At 66.4% G+C, this 25,701-nt stretch carries 22 protein-coding genes and 3 pseudogenes; 8 read left to right on the top strand and 17 right to left on the bottom strand.

What is annotated here, in order from left to right; all coding sequences use genetic code 11:
- Positions 1-28 precede the first annotated feature (28 nt).
- Positions 29-1,303, bottom strand: coding sequence for a serine hydrolase domain-containing protein (locus ABD188_RS05580; RefSeq protein WP_344059331.1), 1,275 nt, complete (start codon positions 1,301-1,303; stop codon positions 29-31).
- A 191-nt stretch (positions 1,304-1,494) separates the two neighbouring features.
- Between ABD188_RS05580 and ABD188_RS20205 the strand changes: the two are divergent.
- Together ABD188_RS20205 and ABD188_RS05575 are read left to right on the top strand one after the other, a co-directional pair.
- Positions 1,495-1,566, top strand: a pseudogene (locus ABD188_RS20205) (TetR family transcriptional regulator); the annotation flags it as partial.
- A gap of 42 nt (positions 1,567-1,608) precedes the next feature.
- The gene (locus ABD188_RS05575) at positions 1,609-1,986 is read left to right on the top strand and encodes a hypothetical protein (protein ID WP_344059329.1); all 378 of its coding nucleotides are present in this window, start codon (positions 1,609-1,611) and stop codon (positions 1,984-1,986) included.
- Here ABD188_RS05575 and ABD188_RS05570 read toward each other — a convergent pair.
- The 3 genes from ABD188_RS05570 to ABD188_RS05560 form a co-directional block, all read right to left on the bottom strand.
- Positions 1,940-2,530, bottom strand: a complete 591-nt coding sequence (locus ABD188_RS05570; protein ID WP_344059327.1) for a TetR/AcrR family transcriptional regulator — start codon at positions 2,528-2,530, stop codon at positions 1,940-1,942. The genes ABD188_RS05575 and ABD188_RS05570 overlap by 47 nt on opposite strands.
- A 153-nt stretch (positions 2,531-2,683) precedes the next feature.
- A complete protein-coding gene (locus tag ABD188_RS05565) occupies positions 2,684-2,947 on the bottom strand; it encodes a putative antibiotic biosynthesis monooxygenase (protein WP_344059325.1) in 264 nt (87 codons plus the stop codon).
- 27 nt (positions 2,948-2,974) lie between these two features.
- Positions 2,975-3,916: an NAD(P)/FAD-dependent oxidoreductase gene (locus ABD188_RS05560; protein ID WP_344059323.1), complete on the bottom strand. Its 942-nt coding sequence runs from the start codon at positions 3,914-3,916 to the stop codon at positions 2,975-2,977.
- 77 nt (positions 3,917-3,993) lie between these two features.
- On the opposite strand from ABD188_RS05560, the gene ABD188_RS05555 reads away from it, so the two are divergent.
- From ABD188_RS05555 to ABD188_RS05545, 3 genes and pseudogenes are all read left to right on the top strand, one after another.
- Entirely contained in the window at positions 3,994-4,581 is a 588-nt protein-coding gene (locus ABD188_RS05555) for a helix-turn-helix domain-containing protein (RefSeq protein ID WP_344059321.1), read from the top strand.
- A gap of 201 nt (positions 4,582-4,782) precedes the next feature.
- Positions 4,783-5,614: pseudogene (locus tag ABD188_RS05550) on the top strand (serine/threonine-protein kinase); the annotation flags it as partial.
- Positions 5,615-6,127: 513 nt separating this feature from the next.
- Entirely contained in the window at positions 6,128-8,410 is a 2,283-nt protein-coding gene (locus ABD188_RS05545) for a winged helix-turn-helix domain-containing protein (protein ID WP_344066880.1), read from the top strand.
- Here the strand turns inward: ABD188_RS05545 and ABD188_RS05540 are convergent.
- The 10 genes from ABD188_RS05540 to ABD188_RS05495 form a co-directional block, all read right to left on the bottom strand.
- Positions 8,407-8,709, bottom strand: coding sequence for a hypothetical protein (locus ABD188_RS05540; RefSeq protein ID WP_344059320.1), 303 nt, complete (start codon positions 8,707-8,709; stop codon positions 8,407-8,409). The genes ABD188_RS05545 and ABD188_RS05540 overlap by 4 nt on opposite strands.
- Positions 8,706-9,392 carry a DUF2306 domain-containing protein gene (locus ABD188_RS05535; protein ID WP_344059318.1) on the bottom strand — a complete coding sequence of 229 codons (687 nt, stop codon included), beginning with the start codon at positions 9,390-9,392 and terminating at the stop codon, positions 8,706-8,708. Before ABD188_RS05535 ends, ABD188_RS05540 begins: the two co-directional genes overlap by 4 nt.
- Before the next feature lie 115 nt (positions 9,393-9,507).
- A complete protein-coding gene (locus ABD188_RS05530) occupies positions 9,508-10,794 on the bottom strand; it encodes an ABC transporter permease (RefSeq protein WP_344059316.1) in 1,287 nt (428 codons plus the stop codon).
- Positions 10,791-11,504 (bottom strand): ABC transporter ATP-binding protein, encoded by a 714-nt coding sequence (locus ABD188_RS05525; RefSeq protein WP_344059315.1) that lies wholly within the window; start codon positions 11,502-11,504, stop codon positions 10,791-10,793. The genes ABD188_RS05530 and ABD188_RS05525 overlap by 4 nt, the downstream gene beginning before the upstream one ends.
- Positions 11,501-11,890 (bottom strand): DUF805 domain-containing protein, encoded by a 390-nt coding sequence (locus ABD188_RS05520; protein ID WP_344059314.1) that lies wholly within the window; start codon positions 11,888-11,890, stop codon positions 11,501-11,503. The genes ABD188_RS05525 and ABD188_RS05520 overlap by 4 nt, the downstream gene beginning before the upstream one ends.
- 46 nt (positions 11,891-11,936) lie before the next feature.
- On the bottom strand, positions 11,937-12,980 hold the full coding sequence (locus tag ABD188_RS05515; RefSeq protein ID WP_344059312.1) for an NAD(P)-dependent alcohol dehydrogenase: 1,044 nt from the start codon (positions 12,978-12,980) through the stop codon (positions 11,937-11,939).
- A gap of 456 nt (positions 12,981-13,436) precedes the next feature.
- The gene (locus tag ABD188_RS05510) at positions 13,437-14,204 is read right to left on the bottom strand and encodes a glucose 1-dehydrogenase (protein WP_344059310.1); all 768 of its coding nucleotides are present in this window, start codon (positions 14,202-14,204) and stop codon (positions 13,437-13,439) included.
- A 35-nt stretch (positions 14,205-14,239) separates the two neighbouring features.
- Positions 14,240-14,779: a cyclophilin-like fold protein gene (locus tag ABD188_RS05505; protein ID WP_344059308.1), complete on the bottom strand. Its 540-nt coding sequence runs from the start codon at positions 14,777-14,779 to the stop codon at positions 14,240-14,242.
- Positions 14,780-14,796: 17 nt separating this feature from the next.
- Positions 14,797-15,810: a zinc-dependent alcohol dehydrogenase family protein gene (locus ABD188_RS05500; protein ID WP_344059306.1), complete on the bottom strand. Its 1,014-nt coding sequence runs from the start codon at positions 15,808-15,810 to the stop codon at positions 14,797-14,799.
- Between the two features lie 35 nt (positions 15,811-15,845).
- Positions 15,846-17,099, bottom strand: a complete 1,254-nt coding sequence (locus ABD188_RS05495; protein ID WP_344059304.1) for a multidrug effflux MFS transporter — start codon at positions 17,097-17,099, stop codon at positions 15,846-15,848.
- 100 nt (positions 17,100-17,199) lie between these two features.
- Here ABD188_RS05495 and ABD188_RS05490 point away from each other — a divergent pair.
- Positions 17,200-17,698: pseudogene (locus ABD188_RS05490) on the top strand (MmyB family transcriptional regulator).
- 1,133 nt (positions 17,699-18,831) lie between these two features.
- Here ABD188_RS05490 and ABD188_RS05485 read toward each other — a convergent pair.
- Positions 18,832-19,815 carry a bile acid:sodium symporter family protein gene (locus ABD188_RS05485; RefSeq protein ID WP_344059302.1) on the bottom strand — a complete coding sequence of 328 codons (984 nt, stop codon included), beginning with the start codon at positions 19,813-19,815 and terminating at the stop codon, positions 18,832-18,834.
- 75 nt (positions 19,816-19,890) lie between these two features.
- On the bottom strand, positions 19,891-22,239 hold the full coding sequence (locus ABD188_RS05480; protein WP_344059300.1) for a hypothetical protein: 2,349 nt from the start codon (positions 22,237-22,239) through the stop codon (positions 19,891-19,893).
- A 306-nt stretch (positions 22,240-22,545) separates the two neighbouring features.
- Here ABD188_RS05480 and ABD188_RS05475 point away from each other — a divergent pair, with 306 nt between their 5' ends.
- The gene (locus ABD188_RS05475) at positions 22,546-23,436 is read left to right on the top strand and encodes a formylglycine-generating enzyme family protein (protein WP_344059298.1); all 891 of its coding nucleotides are present in this window, start codon (positions 22,546-22,548) and stop codon (positions 23,434-23,436) included.
- A gap of 67 nt (positions 23,437-23,503) precedes the next feature.
- Positions 23,504-24,769, top strand: a complete 1,266-nt coding sequence (locus ABD188_RS05470; RefSeq protein ID WP_344059296.1) for a DUF2254 domain-containing protein — start codon at positions 23,504-23,506, stop codon at positions 24,767-24,769.
- Between the two features lie 28 nt (positions 24,770-24,797).
- Here the strand turns inward: ABD188_RS05470 and ABD188_RS05465 are convergent, their stop codons facing one another.
- The gene (locus tag ABD188_RS05465) at positions 24,798-25,697 is read right to left on the bottom strand and encodes a bile acid:sodium symporter family protein (protein WP_344059294.1); all 900 of its coding nucleotides are present in this window, start codon (positions 25,695-25,697) and stop codon (positions 24,798-24,800) included.
- Positions 25,698-25,701: the final 4 nt, after the last annotated feature.

Below are 25,701 nucleotides of genomic sequence, written 5' to 3'. Positions count from 1 at the left end.
TGTCGGTCTTGGTTGTGGGTGGGAGGGGTCAGGCGTGGTCGGCGAGCAATTCGCGACCGAGGTCGGAGATCGCGGAGTTCGAGACATCCGAGAGGAGGATGACCGCGGTGCCGTCGGCACGGTCGATGCCGAAGTAGGTGGTGTATCCGCCGGTCTGTCCGGTGTGCCAGGTGATGGTCTGACCGGTGGACCAGTCGGAGATGTGCCAGAACATGCCGACGGCGGTGTCATCTGCTCCCGCCGGCGCCTCGGGGTCCATCGCGGTCAGTCCGGGCGCGGTGCCGTCAAGGAGGGCGGTTGCTAATGTGGCGAGGTCGTGTGCGGTCGAGACAACGCCGCCGCCGGGGGCGTACGCGCCCATGACCCACGGCTGTACGGGGAGGCCGGATGCCGACCACCCACCCTCGACGGCGTTGCGATCCTCTTCGACGACGGTGTCGGACATCCCGAGGGGGTCGAACAGGCGGGTGCGCAGCAGCTCGGGGTAGTCCATGCCGGTTGCTGCGGCCACGGCCAGGCCGGCCGTCGCGGCTCCGAGCGTGGAGTAGAGGTACGTGCCGCGGGACTCCAGCGTGCCGGCTCGTGCTTCCGCCATCACTTGCGTTTCGTCGGCGGAGAAGAAGTTGTGCCCCAGCGGGGCGGCCCACAATCCGCGCATCATCGTGGCAGGACCGAACGCCACGTACCCGGCCGTGTGCGTCACGAGTTCCCGCATCGTGACCGCGCCGGCCGGTGATCCGTTCAACCGCGGCAGATACGTGTAGACAGGGGCATCCAGACGGATCTCGCCACGCTCGACCGCGTCCGCGATGACCAGGCCGGTCATCGCCTTGGTCAGCGACCCGATCTCAATCCGCGTGTGCGGGTCGGCGCCGAGACCGGCGAACTGAATCGGAGTGGCGGCATCCAGGTCGACGGTCGCGACGGCGAGGTCGCGGTAGCCGTCGAGCATGCCGTCGCTGCGCAAGCCGTCGAGGCGCTCCAGGACAGTGTCGTCGCCGGTACTCGCGGTGGCGAGTTGCGGCGTCATGGTGAGCGCTGCCGCACCGAGGACGATGCTGGCCACCACCACCGTGGCGAGCAGTCGTCGGGAGAGCGCGTAGGCCAAGACCACGACAACCGCCGCGAGCACCGCGAGCCAGCTGTCGTCGATGTACGAGCCGCCTCGCACCGAGCGCACGAAGAGAACGACCGGAATGCCAACCAGCACAGCGGCGACGAGCGCCTTCCCGGGCCAGCGCCGCGCGAAGGTGCTGGTGTCGCGGGCGAGCGCCACGCGGAGGGGCTGACGGATGCGGGACATGTCCACTCGATTCTTTACTCATACAGTCATGTTTGTGTTAGTTGGATAACATAAACACAGATGTCTGAGCTAGTCAAGAGGAAGTTTCGTGAACGACCCATGGTCGCCGCCCCCGCTCTGACGCGACCCGTAATCGCCAAGCGATCCTCCGGGCCGCGCTGAGCGCACTCCACGTAAGTCCTCGCGCGAGCATGGAGGAGATCGCGGTCACCTCCGGCGTCAGCCGCGGCACCTTGTACAGCCACTTCCCTAGCCGACACGCACTCGTGAGGTCCGCGCTACGCCTGGTGATGTCCGAGGCGAACATGACACTCACGGGACTGGACGACCCGGCGCTCTCACCGCAAGATGCCGTCGCCCCGCTCGTCGCGACCTCATGGCGAATGCTCAACGACATGGCGGGCCTCCGGGCGGCCGCCGGCGGCGAGCTCAGCCCGCGGGAACTGAGGCGACTACATCAGGACACGACAGGCCGAATCCGCACGCTCGTGATGCGCGGTCGCCGCGACGGCACATTCCGCACCGACCAGACTGTGCACTGGCAGATGTACTGCATCTACGCCATCGCTCGAGCCGGCGCCTCGCTCTCCAGGCCCGAGGACCCGGGGCCCATCGATCCCACTGACGCGATCGTGGCTACTGTGCGGACGGTGCTTGCAGCAGAGCCCGCAGCGTCTGAATGAGCGACTCCTGGACCTCGTCCTCGCTGAGCCGGCCCGCCCTTACTTCGGCGGCAGCCCCGTGCAGGAGCGAGAAGTAGCACGCCGTCTGCCACGCGATGCTCTGGTCATCACGGAAAGATCCGTCCGCACGGCCACGAGCGAGCAGATGCTCGACCCGCGTGCGGGGGTCTCCGTGGCTTCCGTGCATCTCATCGGCCGGCAGGGCGTGCTCCGCAACGCCCCGCAGGACACTCAAGCTGCTCACAAGCCGCCACGACGAAGCCACAAGGGCCTCTAACGCGTGCCACGTGTCCCCGCTCAGATCGACGGAAGCGAGTTCCGCCTCCACCCGCGCCATCGAGGTGTGGACGAGTTCGGTCAAGAGCTCGTTTCGCGACGAGAAGTGTCCGTACAGAGTGATCCGGGCGATACCGGCGGCCTGCGCGATATCGGCCAGGCTCGCGCTCGGATTCACGCTCAGGCACTCGGCAGCCGCTTGAAGGATGGCGTCGCGATTCCGCGTCGAATCCGACCGCACCGCCCGCTCCCGCTGCACACTTGCCACGTCTAGACCGCCCTCCGTTAGCTCAAACATTAGTGTATGCGATGGACATGTTGACTACCTCAAACAGAAGTGTATAGGATCAGATAAATCAAACAGCCCGGTTTGATTAAGCGCCACCGCCCTGACCGACGTCGCCGCATCCGGTGATCCGACTCAGCGACGCGCGGCACGCATCCTCCCGTAGATCCGCATCAGCTGGGGGACGACGAGGTAGACGGCGACGGGAACGACGACGACGGAGAGGATGAACGCGCGCAGGACAGGATTCCAGTCCTCGGCGAAGGGTGCGATCCCGAAGAACCCGAGTGTGACGAGCGGGAAGATCGCGATCCAGGTGATCACGGCTCGGACATGAACGGACGGGGGCTGTTGCGCCGACGAAGGAATGCGAGTCGAGGTGGATGTTGGCTGAGACATGGTGAATGTCCTTTCGGTGAAAGGGGGTTACTGCGGTCGAGCCGCTGATGCGGCGTCGAGGTCTTGTTGGAGAAGCCACCCGTTGATGGCGATGGCGGTCGCGCTTCCCGCGCCCGCGGCCGTGACGACCTGCGCGGTAGGAGTGACGACGTTTCCCGCCGCCCAGACGCCGGGGACACTGGTCTGGCCGAATCCGTCGGCGACGACGAGATCCGTGTCGGGGTCGGTCTGGCAGCCGAGCGCTTTCAGGAGCGCGTCGCGGGGGACTTGGTGAGGCGCGATGAACGTGGCGTCGGATTCGACGGCACTTCCGTCGCTCAGCTCGACCGCGTCCAGCGCACCCGGTGCGCCGAGCAGCTGGGAGACGGCTCCTTCGACCACGGAGACGCCGAACGCGGTGAGCCGGTGCAACTCCGCGGGGCTCAGCTCGATGCCGTTCGTTATGAAAGTCACCCTGTGGCTGTAGCGACGGAGAAGCCCTGCTTGTTTGAGGGACATTTCGCGCTGCGGGCCGCCGATGACCGCGATCTTCTGCTTCCGGACTTCGTGTCCGTGGCAATAGGGGCAATGGTGTACCAGCCACCCCCATCGCTCGGCCAAGCCGGCGATGTCGGGAAGCTCGTCGACAAGACCGGTTGCCACCAGAAGGGCACGGGACGTCTCGACTGCGCCGTCTTCCAGCGCCACGCGGAAAATGGCGTCAGCGGACCGCGCGACGGTCAGCACGGAGGCCTGGACGAACCGGCCTCCGTACGATGTGACCTCGGCGCGTCCCGAGGCGAGAAAGTCTTGCGGAGGCATCCCATCGCGGGAGACGAAGCCGTGCATGTGCTCGGCGGGCGCGTTGCGTGGCTGGCCGGCATCGATCAGCAGGACATCGGCCCGTGCTCGGGTGAGGACCAGTCCGGCGCTCAGACCCGCCGCGCCGGCGCCGATGATGATGACGTCGTGGTGTGTTTCCTCGCTCATGAAACCAAGATGACATCAACAGCGTCACAGCAGGGATTTCCGTTGCCGAAACCGGAACGGGATGATTGCATGGGCAGGTGAGCACATCGCAGCGTATCGATACCGAACTCAGCCAGATCCCGCCTCGACTGCGTCACGCGCGACAGAAGAAGAACGTCACGCTGGAGGACCTTGCCAAGGCCACCGGCATCTCGAAGAGCACGCTCTCCCGCCTCGAGTCGGGTCAACGCAAACCGAGTCTCGAGTTGCTGCTCCCCGTCGTCGCCGCGCTCGCGATCAGCCTGGACGACATCGTCAGCTCCCCGAGAATCGACGACCCGAGGGTGCCGCAGAAGGCGTCCCGCACGGAAGGCCGCGTGCTCACCCGCCTGTCCCAGCCGCACAGCGAACCGCAGGCGTTCAAGATCATCATTCCCGCGACCGAACGCGAACCAGTGCTGCGTACCCACGACGGCTACGAATGGATCTACGTGCTCGATGGCCGACTCCGGATGGTGCTGGGCGACCACGACATCGTGATGGGTCCCGGCGAGGCGGCCGAGTTCGACACCAAGAACCCGCACTGGTTCGGATCCGCCGGCAGCGGCCCGGTCGAGATCCTCAGCATGTTCGGCAAACACGGCGAACGCATCCACGTCCGAGCTAGGTCCAAAACAACAAGCTGAACCGTGGTCAGACCGTTCGAACGCGGATGCGTCGCGCGTCGACTCCACATCGTCCCGAACGGGTCCTGGGCACCGACCGGTATACGGTTGCCCGTGCAGGTCTCGCGCGGCAGAGCGGCGCGAGCGGTCTTCGGAAGGATCGGTCAGCGTGGATGCATCGATCGACGCCGCTGAACTCCAGCCATGACTGTTCAGCCGGGGATGGCGCTGGCTGACCGCTACGAACTGTCGCGGCGGATCGCGGTCGGCGGGATGGGTGAGGTGTGGGAGGCGTCGGACCGGGTCATCGGCCGCACCGTCGCGGTGAAGATCCTCAAGGCCGAGCTGGTCGAGGCGCCCGGCTTCCTGGAGCGCTTCCGCGCCGAAGGCCGACATGCGGCACTGGTGGACCATGACGGCATCGCGCGGGTGTACGACTACGGCGAAGCGGACGGAACCGCATTCCTGGTGATGGAGCTTGTCAACGGCGAGCCGCTCTCCAACCTCCTGCGCAGGGAGGCACCCCTGCGACCGGATCGCGTCCTGGGCATCATCGCCCAGACAGCACACGCCCTGCACTCCGCTCACGAAGCGGGCCTCGTACACCGGGACCATCAAGCCGGAAAATCTCCTACTCACTCCGGATGGCCGGTTGAAGATCACGGATTTCGGGATCGCACGCGTCGCCGATCAGGTCCCGTTCACCACCGTCGGCCAAGTGATGGGGACAGTGCAGTACATCTCGCCGGAGCAGGTCAGCGGCCGACCGGTCACTGCAGCGAGCGACATCTACTCGCTCGGCGTGGTCGCCTACGAAGCACTCGTGGGACGGCGCCCGTTCACCGGCGAGTCGCCGGTGGCTATCGCTCTGGCGCAGGTGAACGACGCGCCCCCGCCGATGCCGCCCGACCTGCCGCAACTCGTGCGCGACCTGGTTCTGTCGTGCATGGCGAAAGACCCTGCAGGGCGACCGAGCTCGGCCGCCGACCTGGCGCAATCGGCAGAGAAGCTCCGCGCCCAATTGGCGGCGGACCCGGCGGCCGTAATAGGCGCGGAGACGGCTTCCTCTTTGGGTTACCCGCCCTTGACGGTGTCATCGCGTGCGCTGCTGAAAACGAAGCTCTACCGACCGAAAGCGCGGCGAGAAGCGGTGGCGCGCCCGCGACTTCTGAAGCAGCTTGATCGAGGACTGGCGTCCAGTCTCACGATCGTCTCGGCGCCGGCGGGTTTCGGCAAGTCGACCCTGCTTGCCGTCTGGCTTGCGGGGGCCTCCGCAGGGGGAGCGGGGGAGCCCGCCGCGGCGTGGCTGTCGCTCGATGCAGGTGACAATGATCCGGCGCTGTTCTGGACGTACGTGATTGCATCGCTGCGGACGATCGCGCCGGATGTGGGGGCCGAGGCGCTTTCGCTGGTGGAAACGCCCGGACCGGTCTCCCCGCAGGCCCTTCTCACTGGCCTCCTCAATGACCTCGCCGGGGTTGCGGGTGAGCTCGTTCTCGTGATCGACGATTATCACGTCATCGAGACACGCACAGTGCACGACGGACTCGCGTTCCTGATCGCCAACATGCCGCCTAACGTCCACCTGGTACTGGCGAGCCGGGCTGATCCGCCACTACCTCTCGCTCGGCTGCGGGCTCGCGGTGATCTCGTCGAGGTTCGCGCGGCCGAGCTGCGTTTCACCGCGGAGGAGGCGTCGGACTATCTCACCCGCGCGATGGACGTGCCGCTGACGCCTCAGCAGATCTCCACACTCGACGACCGCACGGAGGGATGGATCGCCGCGCTCCAGCTCGCAGCGCTCTCGATGCGCGGCCGAGACGACATCGCCGATTTCGTCGCCGGGTTCGCCGGCGACGACCGATACATCGTCGACTACCTGGTCGAGGAGGTCCTCCAGAACCAGCCGCCGGAGGTGCGCTCCTTCCTGCTGCACACATCGATTCTCGGCCGCATGAATGCGCCACTCGGCGATGCCGTCACGGGACGCGGTGACAGCAGAGCGATGCTGGAGGCGCTTGACCGGGCCAATCTGTTCCTCGTGCCGCTCGATGACCACCGTCATTGGTATCGCTACCACCACCTGTTCGCCGAAGTGCTGCGGGCGCGTCTGATCGAAGAGCAGCCGGACGACGTGCCCGACCTGCACCGCCGGGCGAGTGCGTGGCACGAGCAGCACGGCGAACTGGACTCTGCGATCCAGCACGCCCTTGCTGCGGCGGACCCCGCGCTGGCTGCGCGGCTCATCGAGACGGCCATGCCCGTGATGGCGCGGGATCGCCGGGAGGCGACGCTGCGCGGCTGGATGGAGGCGCTCCCCGACGAGATCTTCCGCACACGGCCCGTACTCAGTCTCGGCTTCGCCGGCGCCCTTCTGTCCACCGGAGAGATGACCGGAGTGGAGGCCCGACTGCGGGACGCGGAGCGGTGGACGGATGCCGCGGACGGCAGTGGCGCGGATCTTGATCAGCCTATGGTCGTCGATGCCGACGAGTTCCGGCGCCTGCCCGGCTCCGTGGCGATCTACCGTTCTGGGCAAGCGCTGGCCCGCGGAGACGCGACGGCGACCGTGGCGTACGCCCGACGAGCGCTCGAGCTGCTCGACGAGGACGACCAGTATCGCCGGGGCGCGGCCGCGGCACTGGAGGGCCTGGCACTGTGGGGACGCGGCGACCTGGACGGCGCGTACAAGGGCTACGCGGAGTCCGTCGCCAGCTTCCGCCGCTCGGGGCATATCGCCGACGTGCTCGGGTGCACGGTCACCCTGGCGGACATCCGTCTGACACAGGGCCGACTGGGCGACGCGATGACGAGCTATGAGACCGCTTTGCAGCTGGCACTCGAACAGACGCCGCAAGTCCGCCGCGGCATCCCGGACATGCATGTCGGGATGAGCACGATCCTGTACGAGCGCGGAGATCTGGAGGCAGCGATCGTGCACCTGGAGCTTGGCGCCGCACAGGGCGACGCCGCCGGGCTGCCGAAGTACCGATACCGGTCGAGACTGGCGTTGGCCCAGCTGCGTCAAGCTCAGGGAGACCTGGCCGGCGCAGTCGACCTCCTGGATGCGGCAGAGCAATTCTTCGTGGCTGACATGGGGCCGGTGGTTCGCCCCGTTCCCGCAATGCGGGCGCGAGTCTGGTTACAGCAGGACAGGATCGCCGAAGCCCTCGCATGGGCCCGCGCGGCGGGATTATCCGCGGAAGACGACCTCAGTTATCTGCGGGAGTACGAGCACATCACACTTGCCAGGACCCTGCTCGCGCAGCATCGCCGACACCGCGAAGAGAAGCCCCTCCGCGACGCCTCGGCGCTCCTAGCCCGTCTTCTCGAGGCAGCGGAGGCCGGGGGAAGAACCGGGAGTGTCATGGAGATCCTCGCGTTGCAGGCTCTGGCATATCGCGCGCACGGCAGCATGTCGGATGCCGGCGCATCGCTGGAGCGGGCCCTGTTGCTCGCCGAGCCCGAGGGGTACGCACGCCTCTTCGTGGACGAGGGCGCACCGATGAGCGGACTCCTGGAGGCCATCGCGGCGCGGGACTCCGTCCGCGCCTCCGCCCTCCGGCTTCTGACGGTGTTCGGCGCTGCCGACGCTGCCGCGCCGAGCGACGATCGGGTTGCCGGTCTCGCGGAGCCTTTGAGCGAACGTGAGCGGGAGGTGCTCCGGCTCCTCGCCACCGAGTTGAGCGGCCCCGAAATCGCCCGCATGCTCGTCGTGTCGCTGAACACGGTGCGGACTCACACGAAGCGGATCTACACCAAGCTCGGGGTCAACAATCGACGATCGGCCGTGCTTCGTGCCCAGGAACTCGGTGAGCTCGGGCGGGGCGGGCAAAAGCCGCCCACCTAAGGATCGCCGTCCGTCGTCGAGATGGACACTCGTCGAGTGCCGTCCGCGTCATCCGCGGTCGTAGACGCGCGAGCATCGATCGCACGCACCGTGAGAAGGACCATTCCGAGATCGCGGATCTTGATCAGGATGCCGTGCAATGCGGCCTGGTCAGCAACACGACCCCGCAGCGTCGTCGTCCCGTCCGGCTCGCGAGTGATGGTCAGGTCGCCGAACCACTCGGCCCACCGATCGTCCAGGTGCCGGCCGACACGCACTTCGTAGTCGCCGGCTTCGTCGCGAGTCGTTCCCGGACTCATGCTCGGACCCCGGTCCGGGCTGTGGCGGGGGCCACGCGCCTAGGCGTCCGGCGGATAACCCATTCGGCCACGGTGAGATTGATCGCCCAGCCCGCGCCGTTCAGCAGGGCGACGGTCAGCTCGCTCTTGCCGAGGATCGCCTCACCGAAGCCGAGGGTGAACACCTGGGTCGCGGCGCCGAGCCCGATGGCGAACGCGCGGATCATCCACGCGCGGTGCTGCGGGAGTCGGCGCTGCCGAATGGCACGGAATCCGAGAATGATGAAGATCGCCATCCCGGCTGCCGCCAGAAACCGGAAGAGGAACAGCAGCGGAGAGGACTCCGCCAGCGTGACGAATGCCAGCCAGAGTCCCGAGGCGGCCGCGAGCAGGGCCGCAAGAATCGCCACTCGGCCAGCGATTCGGTGCCAGGTCGGCCGGCGTCGCCGAAAACCTGCGGAGAATTGGAGAGCGCCGAGGACGACGAAGATGGTCGCCCCGACGACGTGCAGGATGACCGGGAGCGACATCCCACCGCCGTCGCCGGAGCCGGCTGCCCCGACGGTCAGCGCGACACGTCGCAGCGCGTTGGCAAGGATCGGGAGGAACCCGAACGTGATCAGCCCGGCGGGAAGCAGCCAGCCGGGCCCGCGCTTCCGCGCGGGCCGGACGACAGGCGTCGCGTGTGAAGTGTTGAGGGTCATCGTCGCTCCTGATCGTGTGGCCCGTATCATCCGCCGGGCGATGTCTGCAAGCTACGCAGCCATGTGGTGAGGGGGCATCACCACATCTGGTGATCCTCCGGGTGATCTGCGGCGCTTACTCGTAGCGGAGCGCGTCGATCGGGTTCTGGCGGGCTGCTTTCCTCGCCGGCAGCGTGCCGGCGAGGAACGCGATGAGCATCACAGTCAGCAAGATCGACGCGACCGGCACGAATTCGAACCGCAGCACCTGCAAACCCTCGAGATCGATGAGGAACCTGTCGACGATGAGTCCGTTCGCTGCGCTGCCTATCCCGACCGCAGCCGCGGCGCCGAGGACGCTGCCGAGGAAGCCGATGAAGACCGCCTCGGTGCTGAACAGTGCGTAGATGCTTCCGCCTCGCATCCCCATCGCCTTCATCAGCCCGATCTCTCGAGTCCGTTCTTGAACGCTCATGAGGAGGGTGTTGACGATTCCGAATCCGGCGGCGATCAGCGCGATGACGGCGAAGGAGTTCAGCACCGCGATGATGCCGTCAACGACTGTCTGGATCACGCCGATCTGGTCCGACACTGTGGCTGCCTGGAACCCCGCGTCCGCGAGGGCAGCCTGGATCGCATCGATCTGGGCTTCGGTGGCGTCCGGGTTGAAATGCGCGATGGCGACGACGGACTGCTCCGATGTGGCCGACGGCTGTCCGATGCTCTGGACGGCGTGCAGTTCGTCGATCAGGGCCTCGTTCAGTGCGGCACCCGAGGCGAGGATCGTCTGGTTCTGCACACCCGCGACCGTCGCGTCGACCTCGTGCAGCGCACCGGTGTAATCGGCGATCCCGATCCGCACGGTCGTTCCCACAGCACCGGCCGCATCCGCAAATCCCAGCGCGTCGACGTACGAGCTGAGGAGAAGGATCTGGGGTTCGTCGCCTGCGTTGTCTAGTTGACCGCCGGCCGCCAGGTCGGGAGTGGTGAGATTTGCCGAGGCATTCACGTCGAGCATGTACTTTCCGCGGTGGTCGTACTCGATGTAGCGGGGATTGACCTGCCGCACAGCGCTCACATCGAGAATGCCATCGACCCGCCGGATAGCGTCGAGATCGTCGTCGGTAAGCGGTTCGGTCTCGAATTGGGCGAGGTCGGCGCCGACGATCGCCGCATCCGGGTCGTACTCCGCTGGCCCTTCGTGCATCGCCGTCCTCTCACTCGCCTTGGTGACGGTGAGGACGTCCTTGGCACCGAAGGCGCCGATCTGGTTGTCGATGTAGTCCGAGACGCCGGTGCCGATCGCGCTGGTGATGGTCAGCGTGAACGCGCCGATGAAGATGGCCAGCACCGTGAGGGTGGTCCGCGTCTTGCTGCGCAGGGTGTTGCCGACCGCGGTGGTCAGCATGTCGGTGATCTTCATGCGAATGCTCCGATCAGTTCGGGAAGTACTTCTCTGCCATCGCTGATGTGGATCTGGCGGTCGCACCGCGCAGCGAGTTCGGTGTCGTGCGTCACCACGATGAGGGTGATGCCGCTCTCCCTGTTCAACCGGAACAGGATGTCTTCGACCAAGCGGCCGGTCACGGTGTCGAGGTTTCCGGTCGGCTCGTCCGCGAAGATGAGCTTGGGATTGTTCACGAGCGCCCGGGCGATCACCGCACGCTGCTTCTGGCCCCCCGAGAGGCTCACTGCCTTGCTCTTGGCTTTGTCAGCCATCTCCAGCTGGTCCAGCACAGCCATCCCCCGCGCCCGCCGTTCGCGGCGACCCACACCGGCGATTTTCAAGGGCAGGATGACGTTCTCCAGGACGCTGGCGTTCGGATTGAGGAAGAACTGCTGGAAGACGAACCCGAAGGTCTCGTTGCGCAGTCGGCTGAGCTCCCGGGAGCTGAGGGTTGCCGCATCCACTCCCCCGACACTCAGCGCACCCTGATCGGGCTGATCGAGGAGCGCCAGGAGATGCATCAGCGTGGACTTGCCGGAGCCGCTCTTGCCCACGATCGCGAGGGACTCCCCGGGTTCGACCCGGAGGGACACGCCCTTCAGCGCGTCGAACCGGTTGGCACCCCGACCGTAGGAACGCCGGAGGTCATGGACCTCGAGCAGTGCGGCGGTGCTCTCGGCGCTCATCGGAGGGCCTCCGCGGGAGTGCCGAGCGCCGCGGCGCTAAAACGGATGTTGGACGGCTGCGAACACAGCACGGCCAGCACGACTCCGCCCACGACAGGGAGGAGGATCCAGAAGATGTGTCCCCAGCTCGAGCCGGCGTCGCGGAGGCGACGGGCGGTCACGGCGAGGGTGGGCAGGAGGACAGCGAGTTGCCAGACGGGAGTGAGTGTCGGGGCGCTCAGCGCTGTTGCGTCCCCGACAGGGAATGTCGGGACGGGGAGAGCGGCGAGCGCGGCGGTGACGAGCACGGTGAAGAGGATCCACCACCAGAACTCGGACCGGCTCGCGGTACCAGAGAAGTCGGCGTAGCGGCGGAGCCCGCTACGGATGGATTGAGGAAAGCTCATGGGGTTTGCCTTTCGGACGTCGTGCGTTGCGGGGTCTGGGATCGGGCTATCGACGGTTCGAAACGGCCGCGGTCGTGGCTGATTCACCGGTCGCGCTCGGCGGGATGGTCTGGATCGCCTGGGCGACCTGGATCACGACACTCCCGCGCTTGCGGCCGGTGTCCACGTACCGATGGGCTTGGGCGATGTCGTCCAAGGGATACGTGCGGTCGATGACGGGCCGGATGTCGCCGACCTCGGCGAGGTACATGACGTGCTGCAGGTCCGCGGCCCGATAGGGTCCGGGGCCGGTGATGACGCTGATTCCATGGCGCCGGGCATCGCGCTTGGCGTGGATAAGCGAGCGCAGATCGGCTGCGACCAGGAGCACCGCGCCGCCGCGGCGCACCGAGTCGGCAACTCTGGCGACGGGGGCGTTGCCGACGCAGTCGACGATCACGTCGTACGTTGTGCCGTCTTCCGTGAAGTCGTGAGTGCGATAGTCGATGGTCCGCTGCGCGCCGAGGTCGGTCACGAGCGCGTGGTTCGATCGGCTGCAGACCGCCGTCACGTGCGCGCCCACCGCGCTGGCAATCTGAACGAACGCGGAACCGACCGCGCCCGACGCCCCATTGACGAGGATCGAGGTGTCGGCCTGAACCGTCGCCTGGTTGAGATAGGCCTGCGCCGTGATACCGCCGAAGATGAGGCTGGCGGCGGCGTTGAACCTTAGGCCACGGGGCTTGTGGACCACCGCATCGGTGGCCTTGACGAGGGCGTACTCGGCGTGGCCGCCGAAGCGGCTGCCGAGCATCACCGCCACCTCATCGCCAGGCGCGAAACCCTGAATGTCGTCGCCCGTCTTCTCGACGATGCCGGCGGCGTCCATTCCGAGCACCGGCCGCCGGGGGCGGAAGAATCCCAGAACGAGGGCACTCGGGATGGCGAGGCCGGCGGGGATGTCGCGGGAGCGGGAGCGATGGTCGGCGGCGCTCACGGTGGAGGCGTGGACGCGGATGAGGAGCTCATCGGCCTTCGGTTCGAGGTCGGCGATGTGCTCGACGTGGACGACATCGGGTCCGCCGAATCGGCGGTAGACAGCAGCTTTCATGGTGTCCTCCAAGAGGTGTTGTGGTTCCGGGCGGTGCTCTTGATTGAGCAAGCTACGAATCGAGGTGGGGATCCGGCATCACCAGATGTGGTGATCTTCTGCGGGTCACCACGCAGGTGCGGTGAATCCCTGCGCCAGCGCGGGGCCACTCGATCCATGCGACAGAGTCGGTTGCCGATCAATGAGCTCCCGAAGGCTCCCCGGGACTGCGTGCTGCAGTTCACACCCCAGGCACTCGTCACCGGCGGCGAAGGATCACCGGAGAACGCTCAGGTCGACAAACCAGAGAGATTTCTGGGGGCGGCGTGCTCGACGCGGAGGAGGTCATGCCCGCGGTGCACGTCACGACACCGGAGCAGCGAGCTCGCGTCGGTCGATCAGCTGCCCACGAGGTAAGGCGAGCACGACCGTCGGTCTCGAGCCTTTGGGAAGCACCAAGGGCGAATGATCCGTCGTTCAGCGTGCGGTGTATCCTCCGTCGACGGGGAGCGCAACTCCGACGACGAAGCTGGATCCGGGGCTGCAGAGCCAGAGCACAGCTGCGGCGATCTCGTCGGCGCGGCCGAGTCTGGCGATGGGCTGGTTCGCCATCGCCTCCGCCATGTCGAGTTCGCCCTTCTCGATCATGTCGGTCACCATCGGCGTCTCGATCGTGCCGGGACAGATCGCGTTGATGCGAATGCCGCGGGGCGCATACTCCAACGCCGCGCTTGTGGTCAGCCCGATCACGCCGTGCTTGGAGGCGTGATAGGCGGCCCTGCCGGGCAGCCCGACGAGGCCGCCCAAGGAGGAGCAGTTCACAATCGCACCACTCCCCTGTTCCCGCATTTGGAACAGCTCATGCTTCATGCACGCCCAAACGCCGCGGAGATTGATCGCGTTGACCCGGTCGAACACCTCACCCGGCTCGTCCGCCGCGTCCGAGGGCGGAACCTGGATGCCCGCGTTGTTGAACGCCATGTCCAAACGCCCGAACGTCTCGACCGTCGCCCGTACCATCGCCGCAACGCTCTCCTCATCGGCGACGTCGCACCGCACACCGAGCGCCTGATGTCCGGCCGCGGTGAGACCGTCGGTCGCGGACGTGAGCGCAACCTCGTTGATGTCAGCGAGGACGACCGCGGCCCCGGCCTCGGCGAATGCCTTCGCCGTAACGAAGCCCATCCCGGAACTGGCGCCGGTCACCACGGCAACCTGCCCGACGAAGTCGTACGTGGGGTTCATGTCTGCTCGTTTCTCTGTGCGCGCCGCTGGGTCGGCTACGGGGCGAGTTCGATCGTCGCGGTGAAAGCCTCCTCCTGATACTGGATCGGGTCCAGCGAGGAGGTGAACTCTCCGATGCGAGCAATGCCGTTCCAGTACCCGACGTCGCCGTAGTAGAGGACGAGATCCCCTGACGGAGCGTAATAGCCGATGTCGTTTGGCTCCGGGTCATCCCCTTTGGGCATCCCTTCCATCGACAGGGGTTGTGGGACACGGCTGATTTTCTCCACCCGGTTGAAGTCGCGGAAGGTCAGCGTGAGGGGCAGCTGCTCGGTCAATGAGCGCGCGGCCGCGTTGTCCCACAGCACTCCTGTGACGATGTCATCACCGACGGTGATGCGGATCGGCGTGCCGCCGGGCTGCTCAGCGGCCTCAGCAGGTGGTGTTGTCATTTCTGCGGGAATGCCTTCTGTGAGTTGTGGGGTGGTGGAACGGGCAGTAGCAGTGGTGCACCCACTGAGGGCGAGGGAACCTGCGCCCAGAATGACGAGCGTGGCGCACAGTCCTCTGATCCGGTTCGCGCGTGACTTCGTCAAGATCTCTTCTTGCCCGCTCAGAAGGTGAGGAGCACTTTGGTGGCGCGACGCTGGTCCATGGCCCGGTAGCCCTCTGCGGCCTGCTCGAGCGGGAGTGTGAGGTCGAACACCTTGCCGGGGTCGATTTTGCGGTCCCAGATCAGCTGGATGAGTTGAGGCAGGAACCGGCGCACGGGGGCCGGGCCGCCATGCAGGTGCACGCCGGAGAAGAACAGCTCTTCACCGGGCAGCGCGACGTCGTGCGAGACGCCGACATAGCCGACGTGGCCGCCGGCGCGAGTGGCGCGGATCGCCTGCATCATCGATTCCTGCGTACCCACAGCCTCGATCACGGAATGCGCACCGAGCCCGTTCGTGAGCTCCTTGATCCTCGTCACACCCTCGTCGCCGCGTTCCTCGACGATGTCGGTGGCGCCGAACTCGCGGGCGAGGGCCTGCCGGTCTGCGTGACGACTCATCGCGATGATCCGCTCCGCGCCGAGTTCCTTCGCCGCGAGGATGCCGAGCAGCCCGACCGCTCCATCACCGACGACCGCCACCGTCTTGCCCTGACCGACCTCAGCGGCCACGGCGGCGAACCAACCAGTGCCGAGAACATCGGATGCCGCGAGCAGGGACGGGATCAGGTCGGGGTCGGGCCGGCCCGGGGTTGAGACGAGAGTGCCGTCGGCGAACGGGATGCGGGCGTACTCTGCCTGGGTGCCGTCCAGCCCTGTGGCATGGACGCAGCGGGACTGGTAGCCGGCCTGGCAGATCTCGCAGGTATTGTCGGAGGCGAAGAACGACCCGACGACGAAGTCGCCGACCTGCAGGGTCTCGACATCCGCACCGATCTCAGTGACGACGCCGACGTACTCGTGGCCCATCGGCATGTGGTCGGGGTGGTCGACACCGCGGTACGGCCAGAGGTCCGAACCGCAGATGCACGTCGCCGCAATCCGGATGATCGCGTCTGTCGGGTCGATGATGGTCGGGGTCGGGCGGTCCTCGACGCGGACGTCGCCGGGGGTGTGCATGATCACTCCACGCATGGCGCGATCCTCCTTCGGGTTGTGGTTAGTGACGGTCAGACGAGTTCTGCGACGGCGGGCGCCACGGGCGCGTCATCCGCCTCCCGGGTGCTGCGCGCGATGAGGATCGCATACGCGATCACCGCAAGAACGACCGCTGTGAGCGTGACCACCCCGAGCGGCAAGATGGCCGCGGCGCCCGCGATGCCGACGAGCGGAGCAGCCACCGCGCCGAACGCGAATCGCGACAAGCCCAGCAGCGAGGACGCGGTCCCAGCGATCTGCGGATACTCGGCGAGCGCGAGCGTGGTGGTGGGCGGGGTGGTGACGGCGACACCGCTGACCAGGACCAGCAGCGAGATGATGACGACCAGCAGGGGCACCGTGGTCAGACCGGCGATCAGCAGCCCGGCCGCGCCGAGGCCGCACATGGCGATCCCGACCATGAGAGTTCCGCGCACGCTCCAGCGATCCGAGGCGCGGGCGCTGACGAACCCGAACACCATGAAACCGGCCGAGTTCAGCCCGAACGCGAGCGCGTACTGCTGGGGCGTGAGGCCGTAGATCCCCTGCAGCACATAGGTGGCGCCGGCGAGGTACGCGAAGACCGCCGCGTTCGCGAAACCCGTGACGAGCACGGCGCCGACGAAGACCCCGTCGGCCAGCAGCAGCCGGAAGTCACGGCGGATCTCCGCGAAGCCGCCGGACGTGCGCCGGTTCTTCGGAAGCGTCTCGCGAAAGCCCAGGAGAGTCGCGGTCAGGATGCCGGCACCGATTGCAGCCAGGAAGAGGAACAGTCCCCGCCAGTCGGCGATGGTCGCCAGCATGCCACCGAGGAGAGGTCCGACGATCGCGGCGAGCCCAGCGAGCACGGTGAGCCGCCCGTAGAAGCGGATCAGCGCACCCCCGGAGTAGAGATCGCGCCCCGCGGCTTGGGCGATCACGATCCCGACGCCGCCAGCAAGGCCCTGGACGACGCGAGCGAGGATGAGCAGCTCGACACTCGGGCTCAGCGCGCACATCACCGATGTCACGACGTAGGCGATCAGCCCGATCAGAAGCGGCGCGCGTCGACCGAAACGATCGGACATGGGCCCGGCGATGAGCTGACCCAGAGCGAGGCCGATCAGGCACGCCGTGATGGTCAGCTGTGCGACAGACGTCGCGGCATCCAGCTCGATGGTCAGCGCGGGAAGCACCGGCAGATAGAGGTCCATCGAGATCGGCCCGAAGACGGTGAGGAGCAGGAGCAGGCTCGGAACGAATCTTCCGATCGTGGACCGATGTGGCGGGAGGGAAGCGGCTGGCATGTCACCCAGCCAACCGGGGATCCGAGGATCGAGGGAGTTCCTGATGAGAGGTGTACTGGCAGGGCACCCTCGCGCAGATGCCGCGACCTACGCTGGCGGCGTGGACAACCGATCCGAGGTGCGCGAGCTCCTCATGTCACGGCGTGCGAAGCTGACGCCGGATGCGGCGGGCATTCCCGCGGCTCCAACCGCCGTGTCACCGGGCTGCGCCGCACCGAGGTCGCAACCCTCGCGGGGGTGAGTGTCGAGTATTACGCCAGACTCGAAAGCGGCGCGATCGGAGGCACGACAAGGGACTGCAGGACCTCGTGGGCGAACTCTCGACCCGCAGCGACACCTTCCGACGCCTGTGGGGAGCGCACGATGTGCGCACTCACGGCGCGGGCACCAAGCGGTTCAACCACCCGATCGTCGGCGAGATGACGCTCGCGTAGGAGGAACTCGCCATCACCGCCGAACCCGGCCAAGTGCTGCTGATCTACACGGCAGAACCAGGCTCCCCTTCTGCGGAGCGGCTGAAGCTGCTCGCCTCGTGGAGCGCCGATCACCCGATCGAAGTCCCTCGCCAAGGACGAGACCGAGCCCCACGGGCGGGGTAACCCTCGCTGTAGTCCCAACTGCCATCGGTACCGCGATCTGGAACGCAGTTCGAGCGACTTCGACGCGGGCATCGTGACGCGAACCGCCGGCGGCGCGTACGGCTTCTCGCCCGTCGCCACGCCTCCTACGGTGGGCAAAGATCCTACGGTAAGTAACTGCCTGAACCCGCGTGATTCCGCGGAATTCAGTGCCCTCAGTCGGGCTCGGAGACTCTATGAGTAAGAAATGAGTAAAACGAGATCGCACCCCGTGGTGACCAAGCCAAGGCGTCCAAGCCCCGGAAACCCGCGGGATTCCGCGGATGTGAGGATCGCACGGCTTTACTCACTTGTTTACCCACCACGTGGAGAATCGCTGATCTGGGCTACTCGAAAGTGCTGCTGATCAGGGATTTTTCTGTGGCGGTGACGGTGGGATTTGAACCCATCTGCAGAAGCATTTCGCGGCTTTCCCGGAGTTGCTCTGCCTTGAGTTTCCGCGGATCTCGACCTTTCGTAGATGTCAGCGCCATTGCGGGATTCGCCGATGTTTTACCCACGCTTTACCCACGCTGACCACGGGCCCTCGCGGACATTCGGCCACCCATTTGATCCTCCGCAGTCGAGTTGGTCGCACTCCACCGCTAATGGCGCTGTCGCCCCGACTCAGGATCGGTGAGCTACGAGCCGGCAGAGCACGCGAGTATGCGCAGGAGCATCAAGGTTGGCTTGTTCAGCCGCTAGATCAATTGCCCAACCGCGGTCGAGCAGGTCAGTGACCTCATCGCAGAGCCAATCCGGTGCCCACCCGAGTTTGCACACCGCTCTCGACGTCGATGATGACCGCTTTCGAGTTCACCTCATTATCGGGTTGCCGACGAGTTCGAGCCGGTCACCAACCGGGTCGTTCAGTAGATGTGCACCGCAATTGAAGTGGGGCGCTTCCCTGGCAGATCGTCACCATCGTGCGGCACGTCGGGAGGTACCGCGCCATGTCTGAATGTTCCGGCCCGACGTTCCGTGCGTCGCATCCATTCGAGCAATGGTCGGGAGCGTCATCCGATCAGCGTGCGAGGACATGAATTAGCAGGCAGCGAAGCGCCTGGGCCGTACATGCAGACGCATCCTGACAGTTGCTTCGCCCGACAGCACGATCAATCGTTGGACTGCGTCGCTGAACCGGGCGACCGCGAATGTGTGGCTCCGTCGGGACTGCTCGTTGATCCCTGCGACCGGTGGGCGTGTGGCGTGGAGCTATCGGAGCTTCGCTGCGGGGCACGCGTCGCGGCGCGGCGCCATTCCAGGCTGAGGATCAGCAAGACGATGATCCCGATGGTGTTGATGATGGTGACCGAGACGTTGGCCAGGGGCTGAGGGTACGTGAAGATGGTCACGATGATCGCGCCGCCAACGCTGCGCTGGGCGGTTGTGATGACGGCGGCCTGACGGGCGCCCCTATCTCGGAGGCGGATGAGGCTGCCCAGAATGATTCCCAGGACGGGGACGCCGATCGCCGCAAGATACGCGCCGGATCCCCAAGCCTGTCCGAACAGGTCCAGGTACGCGGCGATGAAGACGTTGACGTACAGCAGAAGAGCGGTGATTGCGATGATCTGCAGCGGCTTCGCGAAGCGTTCGGCCACGTCGGGGTAGCGCAGCCGAAAGAGGCACCCCAGAGCCAACGGTGCGGCGAGAAAGAGAAGCAGCGGCCAGGCGACGTCCCAGACATGCACGGGAGGGATGCTGGGCACCAGCGCCGCAACGGCTGGCGGCAGCCCGAGCGGCACGGCGATGAGCGTCCCCGCGATCAGAACGATGAAGAGTGTCGTCGACATCGCCGCATCCGCTTTGGCCAGTCTCGTCAGCAGCGGTGCGAACGGCGCTCCCGCCGCAAGAGCGACGATGCAGAACCCGACTTTGATGTCAGCCGGGATGTCGACCAGTGCCGCGAACCCGATGATCAGCGACGGCAGTACGACGAAGTTGATAAGCAAAGTCAGAAGCGCGAACTTCCAGTTCCGAACGAAATGCGCGAGGGTCTCACCGACCTTCACGTGCATCCCGAGCGAAAGGCCATTGGCGATCACGAAGAGCAATCCGAACGCCACGATGATGGCGTTCACCGTGCTGTTATCCATTGGTCCTCCCGGTGCTACAAGGCTGCGCATGGAACCGCAGTCGCGTGATGAGGCCCTTAGGGACACCGCGCGGTGTCACGAGCCTTCGATGATGTAGGCGAATCGGCCGTTCTGCGAGCTGACCCCGGTCGCGCTGCCGGCCGGCAGTTGGTGTAGCAGCGCCTGCTGGTTCAGGCACAGGAGTTGAGCGAAGGCGTCGTTCGCGGCGGTCACGCCGTCGCCGACCTCCGCGGCGGTCGCGCCGGCCGCCTCCCGGGCTGAAGCCTCCGCATCCTGGATTGCCAGGGATGCCTGCTGGGCTGCCCGCGCGGCGGCGTCGGCCGTCGCCGCCTTGGCCTTGGCGATGGCTGCACCCAGGGTGGCATTCGCAGAATTCACGGCGTTCTGCGCAGCGGCATGTGCCTTAGCGACGGCTGCGGCAGCCTTGTCCTCCGCTTCTTGGACGGCCTTCTGTGCGGAGCGCTTCACGACAGCATCCATCAATTCCGCCAGCGTGCCCTTGTTCTTATCGCTCTGCGCGGCCTCGGCGTCGAGCTTCGAGCCGAGAGCCACCGCGGCGTCACCAGCGGCGCCGAGCTGGGCCATGATCGTCTCGGCAGCGTCGGTCTGGGCAGCTTCGAGGGCGCTCTGTCCCGAGACCAGCTTGCCGGTCAGCGTGGTCACGAGATCAGCGGCGGACCGCTCAAGAGTGGTGACCTTCGTCTTGAGTGCCGCGACGTCTGCCTGAGCGGTGTGCGCCACGTTGTCGAGGTTCGTGAGTGCTGTGACGAGAGCATCCGTGAGATCGCGGGCAGCGGTCAGGTCATCGTTCACCTTCTGCAACGCTGCGTCCGCGGGATGCTGCAGAGCGTCGACATCGGTCTGGATCTGGTCGAGCAGCTGGCGCAGCTTGACCGCCTTGTCCAGTGCCGGCGGCACCTGTGCCACGATCCCGTCCAGACCATCGGAGGCCTTCTGCGCCGAGTTCTTGAGAGCTTTCGTGAGGTCGGCCAACGCCTTCGCCGCCTCCGTCACGGCGTTCACGTTGCCCGCAGAAGCGCTCACGGCCGTCTCGAGCGCTGCGAGCTTGGCCGCGGTCGGTCCCGCATCAAGCGCGCCGATGACCACGGCGAGCTGTTTGTGGAGTCCCGCGAAGTCGGGGAGGGGAAGGCCTGGGTCGACCATGGTCGGGACCGTGAGCTGAGGGGCGGTGAAGTCCACCACGGGGGGCAGCAGAAGTGCGGGCGTATCGATGGAGGGTGCTTGGATCGCGGGGATTGAAACGCCGGGCAGGTGCACTCCCGCGCCGTTGACGGCAGGCAGCGAGATCGGCGACCGCGCGCCGGACGCCGTGGTCTGGCCGCTGGACCCCTGGAAGCTGGACATGCGCTGCTGGATGGCATCGAGGGAGGTCTCGACAGCCGACATCGCCTTCCTCGCAGCCGCCTGAGCCGTACCCAGCGACTGCGCCGAGGCGGCAGCCACCTGGCCCGTGATCGACCACGGGTCGAGGGTCGCCAGGATCACGCTCGCTTGCGGCACGGAGGACTTTGCTGTCGTCATGGTGAGCGTGAAAGATTGTTTCGTCGACCCGAAGGGCTCGAACAGCGCGCCGGTCCACCCGACGGCCACACCTGACTTGCTGTGCGACGGCGCGGCACCGGGTGCCGTGAAGCTCGTGGTCGCGTCGGGCACGGTGACGGTCAGATATGCGAGGATCGGCAGCGGCGTCGTGAGCGTCTGGGTCTGGGGCTGGCCGTCGAACCCGGTGAAGCACGCCGTCACCGGGGTGCTGGTCGTGTTGGTGAGCGTGTAGGTGATCTGGACCGTGCCCTTCTTGTTCTTGATCTTGGAGTCGACGTCTTCAGCGCTAACCGGCTCCCCGTTGAATGTGTAGCTCACGGCGACATCGACGGGCAGCGGCTTGTCGTAGCGTGCCTCGATCTTCTTGTCGGCGACTCCCTCGGGGGTGAAGGCCACTTCTGCGACGCCACCATTCACGTCGACCTTCTTGGGTGGCTCTGCGTGTCCCTTGGTCGGCACGAGCCGGGCATCGGTGCTCGACACGGGGACCTTCACGGAGACCGGCTTGTCGCCGCTCACCGAGATGACTGTGGATTCACGCGGATCCTTCTTCAGCGTGCCGTCGCGATTGAACCGAGCATCGACCCTTTGGAAGACGCCCACCCATCCTTCTTGGTCGCTGGCGACAGCCAAGTCGGCCGGTATGGGGGAATAGGGCGTCGACTCATCTGGAGCCGCGCAAGGAGCGTCCGCAGAGGCCGATCCGCGGACCACCGCCGAGGGCGTCGACGTCGGAGAGGGCATCAGGGTGGCGGAGTCGGAGCCGGCGGGTCCGAAGCATCCCGCCATCGTCGAGAGGAGAGCGACGACCGTGACGACGATTCCGCTGCGACGCAGCATCGTGGACTTCGATGAAGGCATCCGAACGGGGCTTGTGACGCTCCGGCGCCCGGCTGAGGCGTTCATGACTTTGCACACCCTCCTTGTCGCAGTCGCCGCGTGCGTCCGGAGGGCAAGACCTGCATGATCATTCCTGCGAGGGCGAGGTGCGGCCTGTTCGTTCGGCACGCTATGCCGGGGCGATGGTCGACGGCATCATGCCGATGAGATGAAATCCGCCTCCATCTCGACGGCATCCCGGCGCTTCATCTCATCCGCATGATGCGAGCGGAACGCCCCACCCCGACACTGGACGCGAGGTGAGACGTGGCAAGAGACGATCGTGAGATGGTACTCATCGCGGGCGGCACCTTCCGCATGGGCTCCGACGAGTTCTATGCCGACGAGCAGCCTGTTGTGGAGCGCTGCGTCGCGGACTTCCGCGTGGACCGGTACCAGGTCACGAACGAGGACTACGACCGCTTCGTCGCCGACACCGGCTACGTGACGGTGGCGGAGCGACCGATAGATGCCACCGCCATGCCGGGCGCCTCGCCCCAGGACCTCGTGCCTGGCGCCATGGTCTTCACGCCCACGGCGGGCCCCGTCGATCTGCGAAACTGGCGCAACTGGTGGCGGTGGCAGCCGGGCGCCAGCTGGCGGGCGCCGTTCGGCCCGGGATCCTCGATCGACGACAGGATGCGGCATCCGGTCGTTCATGTCGCCTACGAGGATGTCGAAGCGTACGCGACGTGGGCGGGCAAGCGACTGCCGACGGAGGTCGAGCACGAATACGCGGCCCGCGGCGGGGTCGACGGTGCTCGCTTCGCGTGGGGGGACGAGCCGTACCCGGGCGGGGTGCCCCAGGCGAACTCTTGGCTCGGGCGCTTTCCGTACGACAACCAGGGAGTCGGCGGCACGGCGCCGGTGGGTTCGTACCCCGCCAACGGGTACGGTCTGCACGACATGATGGGCAACGTCTGGGAGTGGACGTCCGACTACTACACCCCACGGCACCTCACCCTCAGTGACGAGCCGGTCGATCCGGGCAAGCGCCTGAATCTGCTCGCCACCGCCAGCGCCCGCGAGGGCGAGCGCACAGCACGGCGCGTGCTCAAGGGTGGTTCATTCCTGTGCTCGCCGGAGTACTGCCTGCGGTTCCGGCCGGCCGCACGCTCTGCGCAGGCAGAAGACACCGCCATGTCCCACGTGGGCTTCCGGTGCGTGACCGACGCCTGATTCAGATGCGGGCCGCGGCGTGAACATCCCGGGGAACATCAGGGGCCGGCGGCTCTGGGAGCGGCTCATGTCGAGCATGCTCTTCTTCCCGGCCATCTACGCTCTGGTCGCGCTGCTGCTGAGCTTCGCACTCGCGCAATGGGATGCCGCAGACCCCGTGACCGACGTATTCAGCGTGAGCGCGGCGAGCGCCCAGGTGACCATGTCGGCGCTCGCGAGCGGGATGCTGGCCTTCACGGGCTTCGTCACCTCGGTGGTGCTGCTGATCGTCCAGTTCGGAACGAGCGAGTTCTCGCCTCGACTGGTGCGCTGGCTGCGCAGCGACCGCACGCTGAACCTCTCACTCAGCGCCTTCATCGCGACATTCCTCTTCGCCCTGGCTTCGACGGCGCAGATCAGCACGGCCTCGGGAGCACCTTCGCCCACCCGGTCGTTGATCGCCGCCACAGCGCTCACCCTGCTCAGCATCCTCATGTTCCTCCTGCTGATAGAGCGCACGATGAACGGTCTTCGCGTCGCGAACGTCGTGCAGCAGGTGGATGCCTCGGCACGGCGAGTCTTCGACGTCGTCTACCCGACCAGTCAATCCGATGCAGAACGGGCTCAGCTGACAGCTCAGCGAGTGAGCAACGAGACCCCGATCCAGACGATCTACGCCGGCGCCGTCGGCTCCGTCATCGCCACGCTCGATCAGGTCGCGCTCGTCGCACTCGCGAAAAGAGGCGATGCGGTCATCCAGATGCGGCAGGCGGTCGGCGACCACGTGCCGGCGAACGGCTCGCTGCTCAGCGTCTACGGCACCAAGCGCCTCCCCGAGGCGCGACTGCGACGATCCGTGATCCTCGACGACGAGCGCACGATTGACTTCGACCCCGCGTTCGCGATCCGGATGCTGGTGGACGTCGCCATCAAGGCCCTATCCCCCGCGGTCAACGACCCGACTACGGCGGTCCAGTCCATCGACAGGATCGAGGATCTGCTGCGGTACGCATCCGGCAAGCACCTGTCCGCCGGAGCCGTCCCCGATCGCGAGGGGGTCGTGCGCCTCATGTACCCGACCCCGACCTGGGAGGACCTCGTCGAACTCGCGCTGAATGAGATCCGCCAGTTCGGCGCGAACCAGTATCAGATCGCTCGGCGCCTCCGCGCTCTGCTCGATGCGCTCATCGGCGATCTGCCCGAGCGCCGCCTGCCGCCGCTGCGCCGACAGTTGGCTCTGCTCGACGACGCGGTAGCGTCGGCCTTCCCCGAGTCGCAGCGCGGTGATGCGCTGATCCCCGACCGCCAGGGCATCGGAATGGCTCGGCGCGCGGCCGACCCTTCGCAGGCGTGACCAGACGTCGACGCCCGACACCCGCTGCTCAGGCAGACGCGCGGGTCCTCGCCGCCGATGCGGTCGCCGCGGACTTCCGCGTGTAGTGCCTGCCGAGCTCGGCTGCGATGAGGAACGGGATCACCGTGTCGATGAGGGCGAACATGAGAGCTGGGGTGAGATACGAGCCTTCGCTGTGAAGGACCGTCGAGATCACGACCAGCCCGATGGGTGTGAAGCGCATAGCGGAGATCATCGAGATGGTGACGGCCGCGGTCGAGTCGCGGAATGCGACGACCCACCCGAGAAGGGTGTACACGAAGATGATCACCACCGAGGCCAGGATGACCCACGTCCCGAGAATCGTGACCACCGCCTCCCAGTTGGCCGCCAGCCCTGCGAGGAGCGCGACGTAGAGCGCGATGTCGGAGATCTTCTCGAGGCCCGCCTTCCAGCTCTCGCGATGGTCGGGGTAGCGGCTGTGGAGGATCAACCCGACGATGAGCGGCAGCAGCACGAGGAACAGGAGGTCGACGACGATGCTCCACGGGTTGACGCTGGCCCCGGTCACGATGGCCACGGCCCACAGCGGTGCGACGAGGATGTTCACGACCTGAAGGACGATGGTGAACGACACCGCCATGGCCATGTCGGCCCGCTTCGCGAACTGACAGGCCTTCAACCCGGCCGGTCCTGCTGCTGCGACGGTCACGATCGCCAGGCCGACACGCGCCTCGGCGCTGAGCGGGAACAGGTAGCCGACCCCGATGGCTACGAGCGGGGCGAGCACCGAGTTGACCAGGATCGTGCCGAGCAGCAGCCAGACCCTCCTGAGCGGCTGCAGCACTTGCCTGACGCTGAACGTCATTCCAAGGCTCGCGACGAGCGTGAGCAGCATGATCACGAGTCCTGCGTTGAAGAGCGCGTTGAACAGATCCTGTGCAGTCATCGTC

Source organism: Microbacterium pumilum, assembly GCF_039530225.1.
In the GTDB taxonomy this organism is placed as follows: Bacteria; Actinomycetota; Actinomycetes; order Actinomycetales; family Microbacteriaceae; genus Microbacterium; species Microbacterium pumilum.
Note: the sequence above shows the minus strand (reverse complement) of the source record. Positions and strands in the feature narration are given on the sequence as shown.

Bases quoted from the DNA above. Each gene is read 5' to 3' on its own strand.
- ABD188_RS05500 (WP_344059306.1), bottom strand. From the start codon at position 15,810: ATGCGTGGAGTGATCATGCACACCCCCGGCGACGTCCGCGTCGAGGAC.
- ABD188_RS05520 (WP_344059314.1), bottom strand. From the start codon at position 11,890: ATGAGCTTTCCTCAATCCATCCGTAGCGGGCTCCGCCGCTACGCCGAC.
- ABD188_RS05525 (WP_344059315.1), bottom strand. From the start codon at position 11,504: ATGAGCGCCGAGAGCACCGCCGCACTGCTCGAGGTCCATGACCTCCGG.
- ABD188_RS05565 (WP_344059325.1), bottom strand. From the start codon at position 2,947: ATGTCTCAGCCAACATCCACCTCGACTCGCATTCCTTCGTCGGCGCAA.
- ABD188_RS05560 (WP_344059323.1), bottom strand. From the start codon at position 3,916: ATGAGCGAGGAAACACACCACGACGTCATCATCATCGGCGCCGGCGCG.
- ABD188_RS05545 (WP_344066880.1), top strand. From the start codon at position 6,128: ATGCCGCCTAACGTCCACCTGGTACTGGCGAGCCGGGCTGATCCGCCA.
- ABD188_RS05515 (WP_344059312.1), bottom strand. From the start codon at position 12,980: ATGAAAGCTGCTGTCTACCGCCGATTCGGCGGACCCGATGTCGTCCAC.
- ABD188_RS05475 (WP_344059298.1), top strand. From the start codon at position 22,546: ATGGTACTCATCGCGGGCGGCACCTTCCGCATGGGCTCCGACGAGTTC.
- ABD188_RS05485 (WP_344059302.1), bottom strand. From the start codon at position 19,815: ATGGATAACAGCACGGTGAACGCCATCATCGTGGCGTTCGGATTGCTC.
- ABD188_RS05470 (WP_344059296.1), top strand. From the start codon at position 23,504: ATGTCGAGCATGCTCTTCTTCCCGGCCATCTACGCTCTGGTCGCGCTG.
- ABD188_RS05535 (WP_344059318.1), bottom strand. From the start codon at position 9,392: ATGACCCTCAACACTTCACACGCGACGCCTGTCGTCCGGCCCGCGCGG.
- ABD188_RS05580 (WP_344059331.1), bottom strand. From the start codon at position 1,303: ATGTCCCGCATCCGTCAGCCCCTCCGCGTGGCGCTCGCCCGCGACACC.
- ABD188_RS05530 (WP_344059316.1), bottom strand. From the start codon at position 10,794: ATGAAGATCACCGACATGCTGACCACCGCGGTCGGCAACACCCTGCGC.
- ABD188_RS05480 (WP_344059300.1), bottom strand. From the start codon at position 22,239: ATGCCTTCATCGAAGTCCACGATGCTGCGTCGCAGCGGAATCGTCGTC.
- ABD188_RS05495 (WP_344059304.1), bottom strand. From the start codon at position 17,099: ATGCCAGCCGCTTCCCTCCCGCCACATCGGTCCACGATCGGAAGATTC.
- ABD188_RS05465 (WP_344059294.1), bottom strand. From the start codon at position 25,697: ATGACTGCACAGGATCTGTTCAACGCGCTCTTCAACGCAGGACTCGTG.
- ABD188_RS05575 (WP_344059329.1), top strand. From the start codon at position 1,609: ATGACACTCACGGGACTGGACGACCCGGCGCTCTCACCGCAAGATGCC.
- ABD188_RS05510 (WP_344059310.1), bottom strand. From the start codon at position 14,204: ATGAACCCCACGTACGACTTCGTCGGGCAGGTTGCCGTGGTGACCGGC.
- ABD188_RS05540 (WP_344059320.1), bottom strand. From the start codon at position 8,709: ATGAGTCCGGGAACGACTCGCGACGAAGCCGGCGACTACGAAGTGCGT.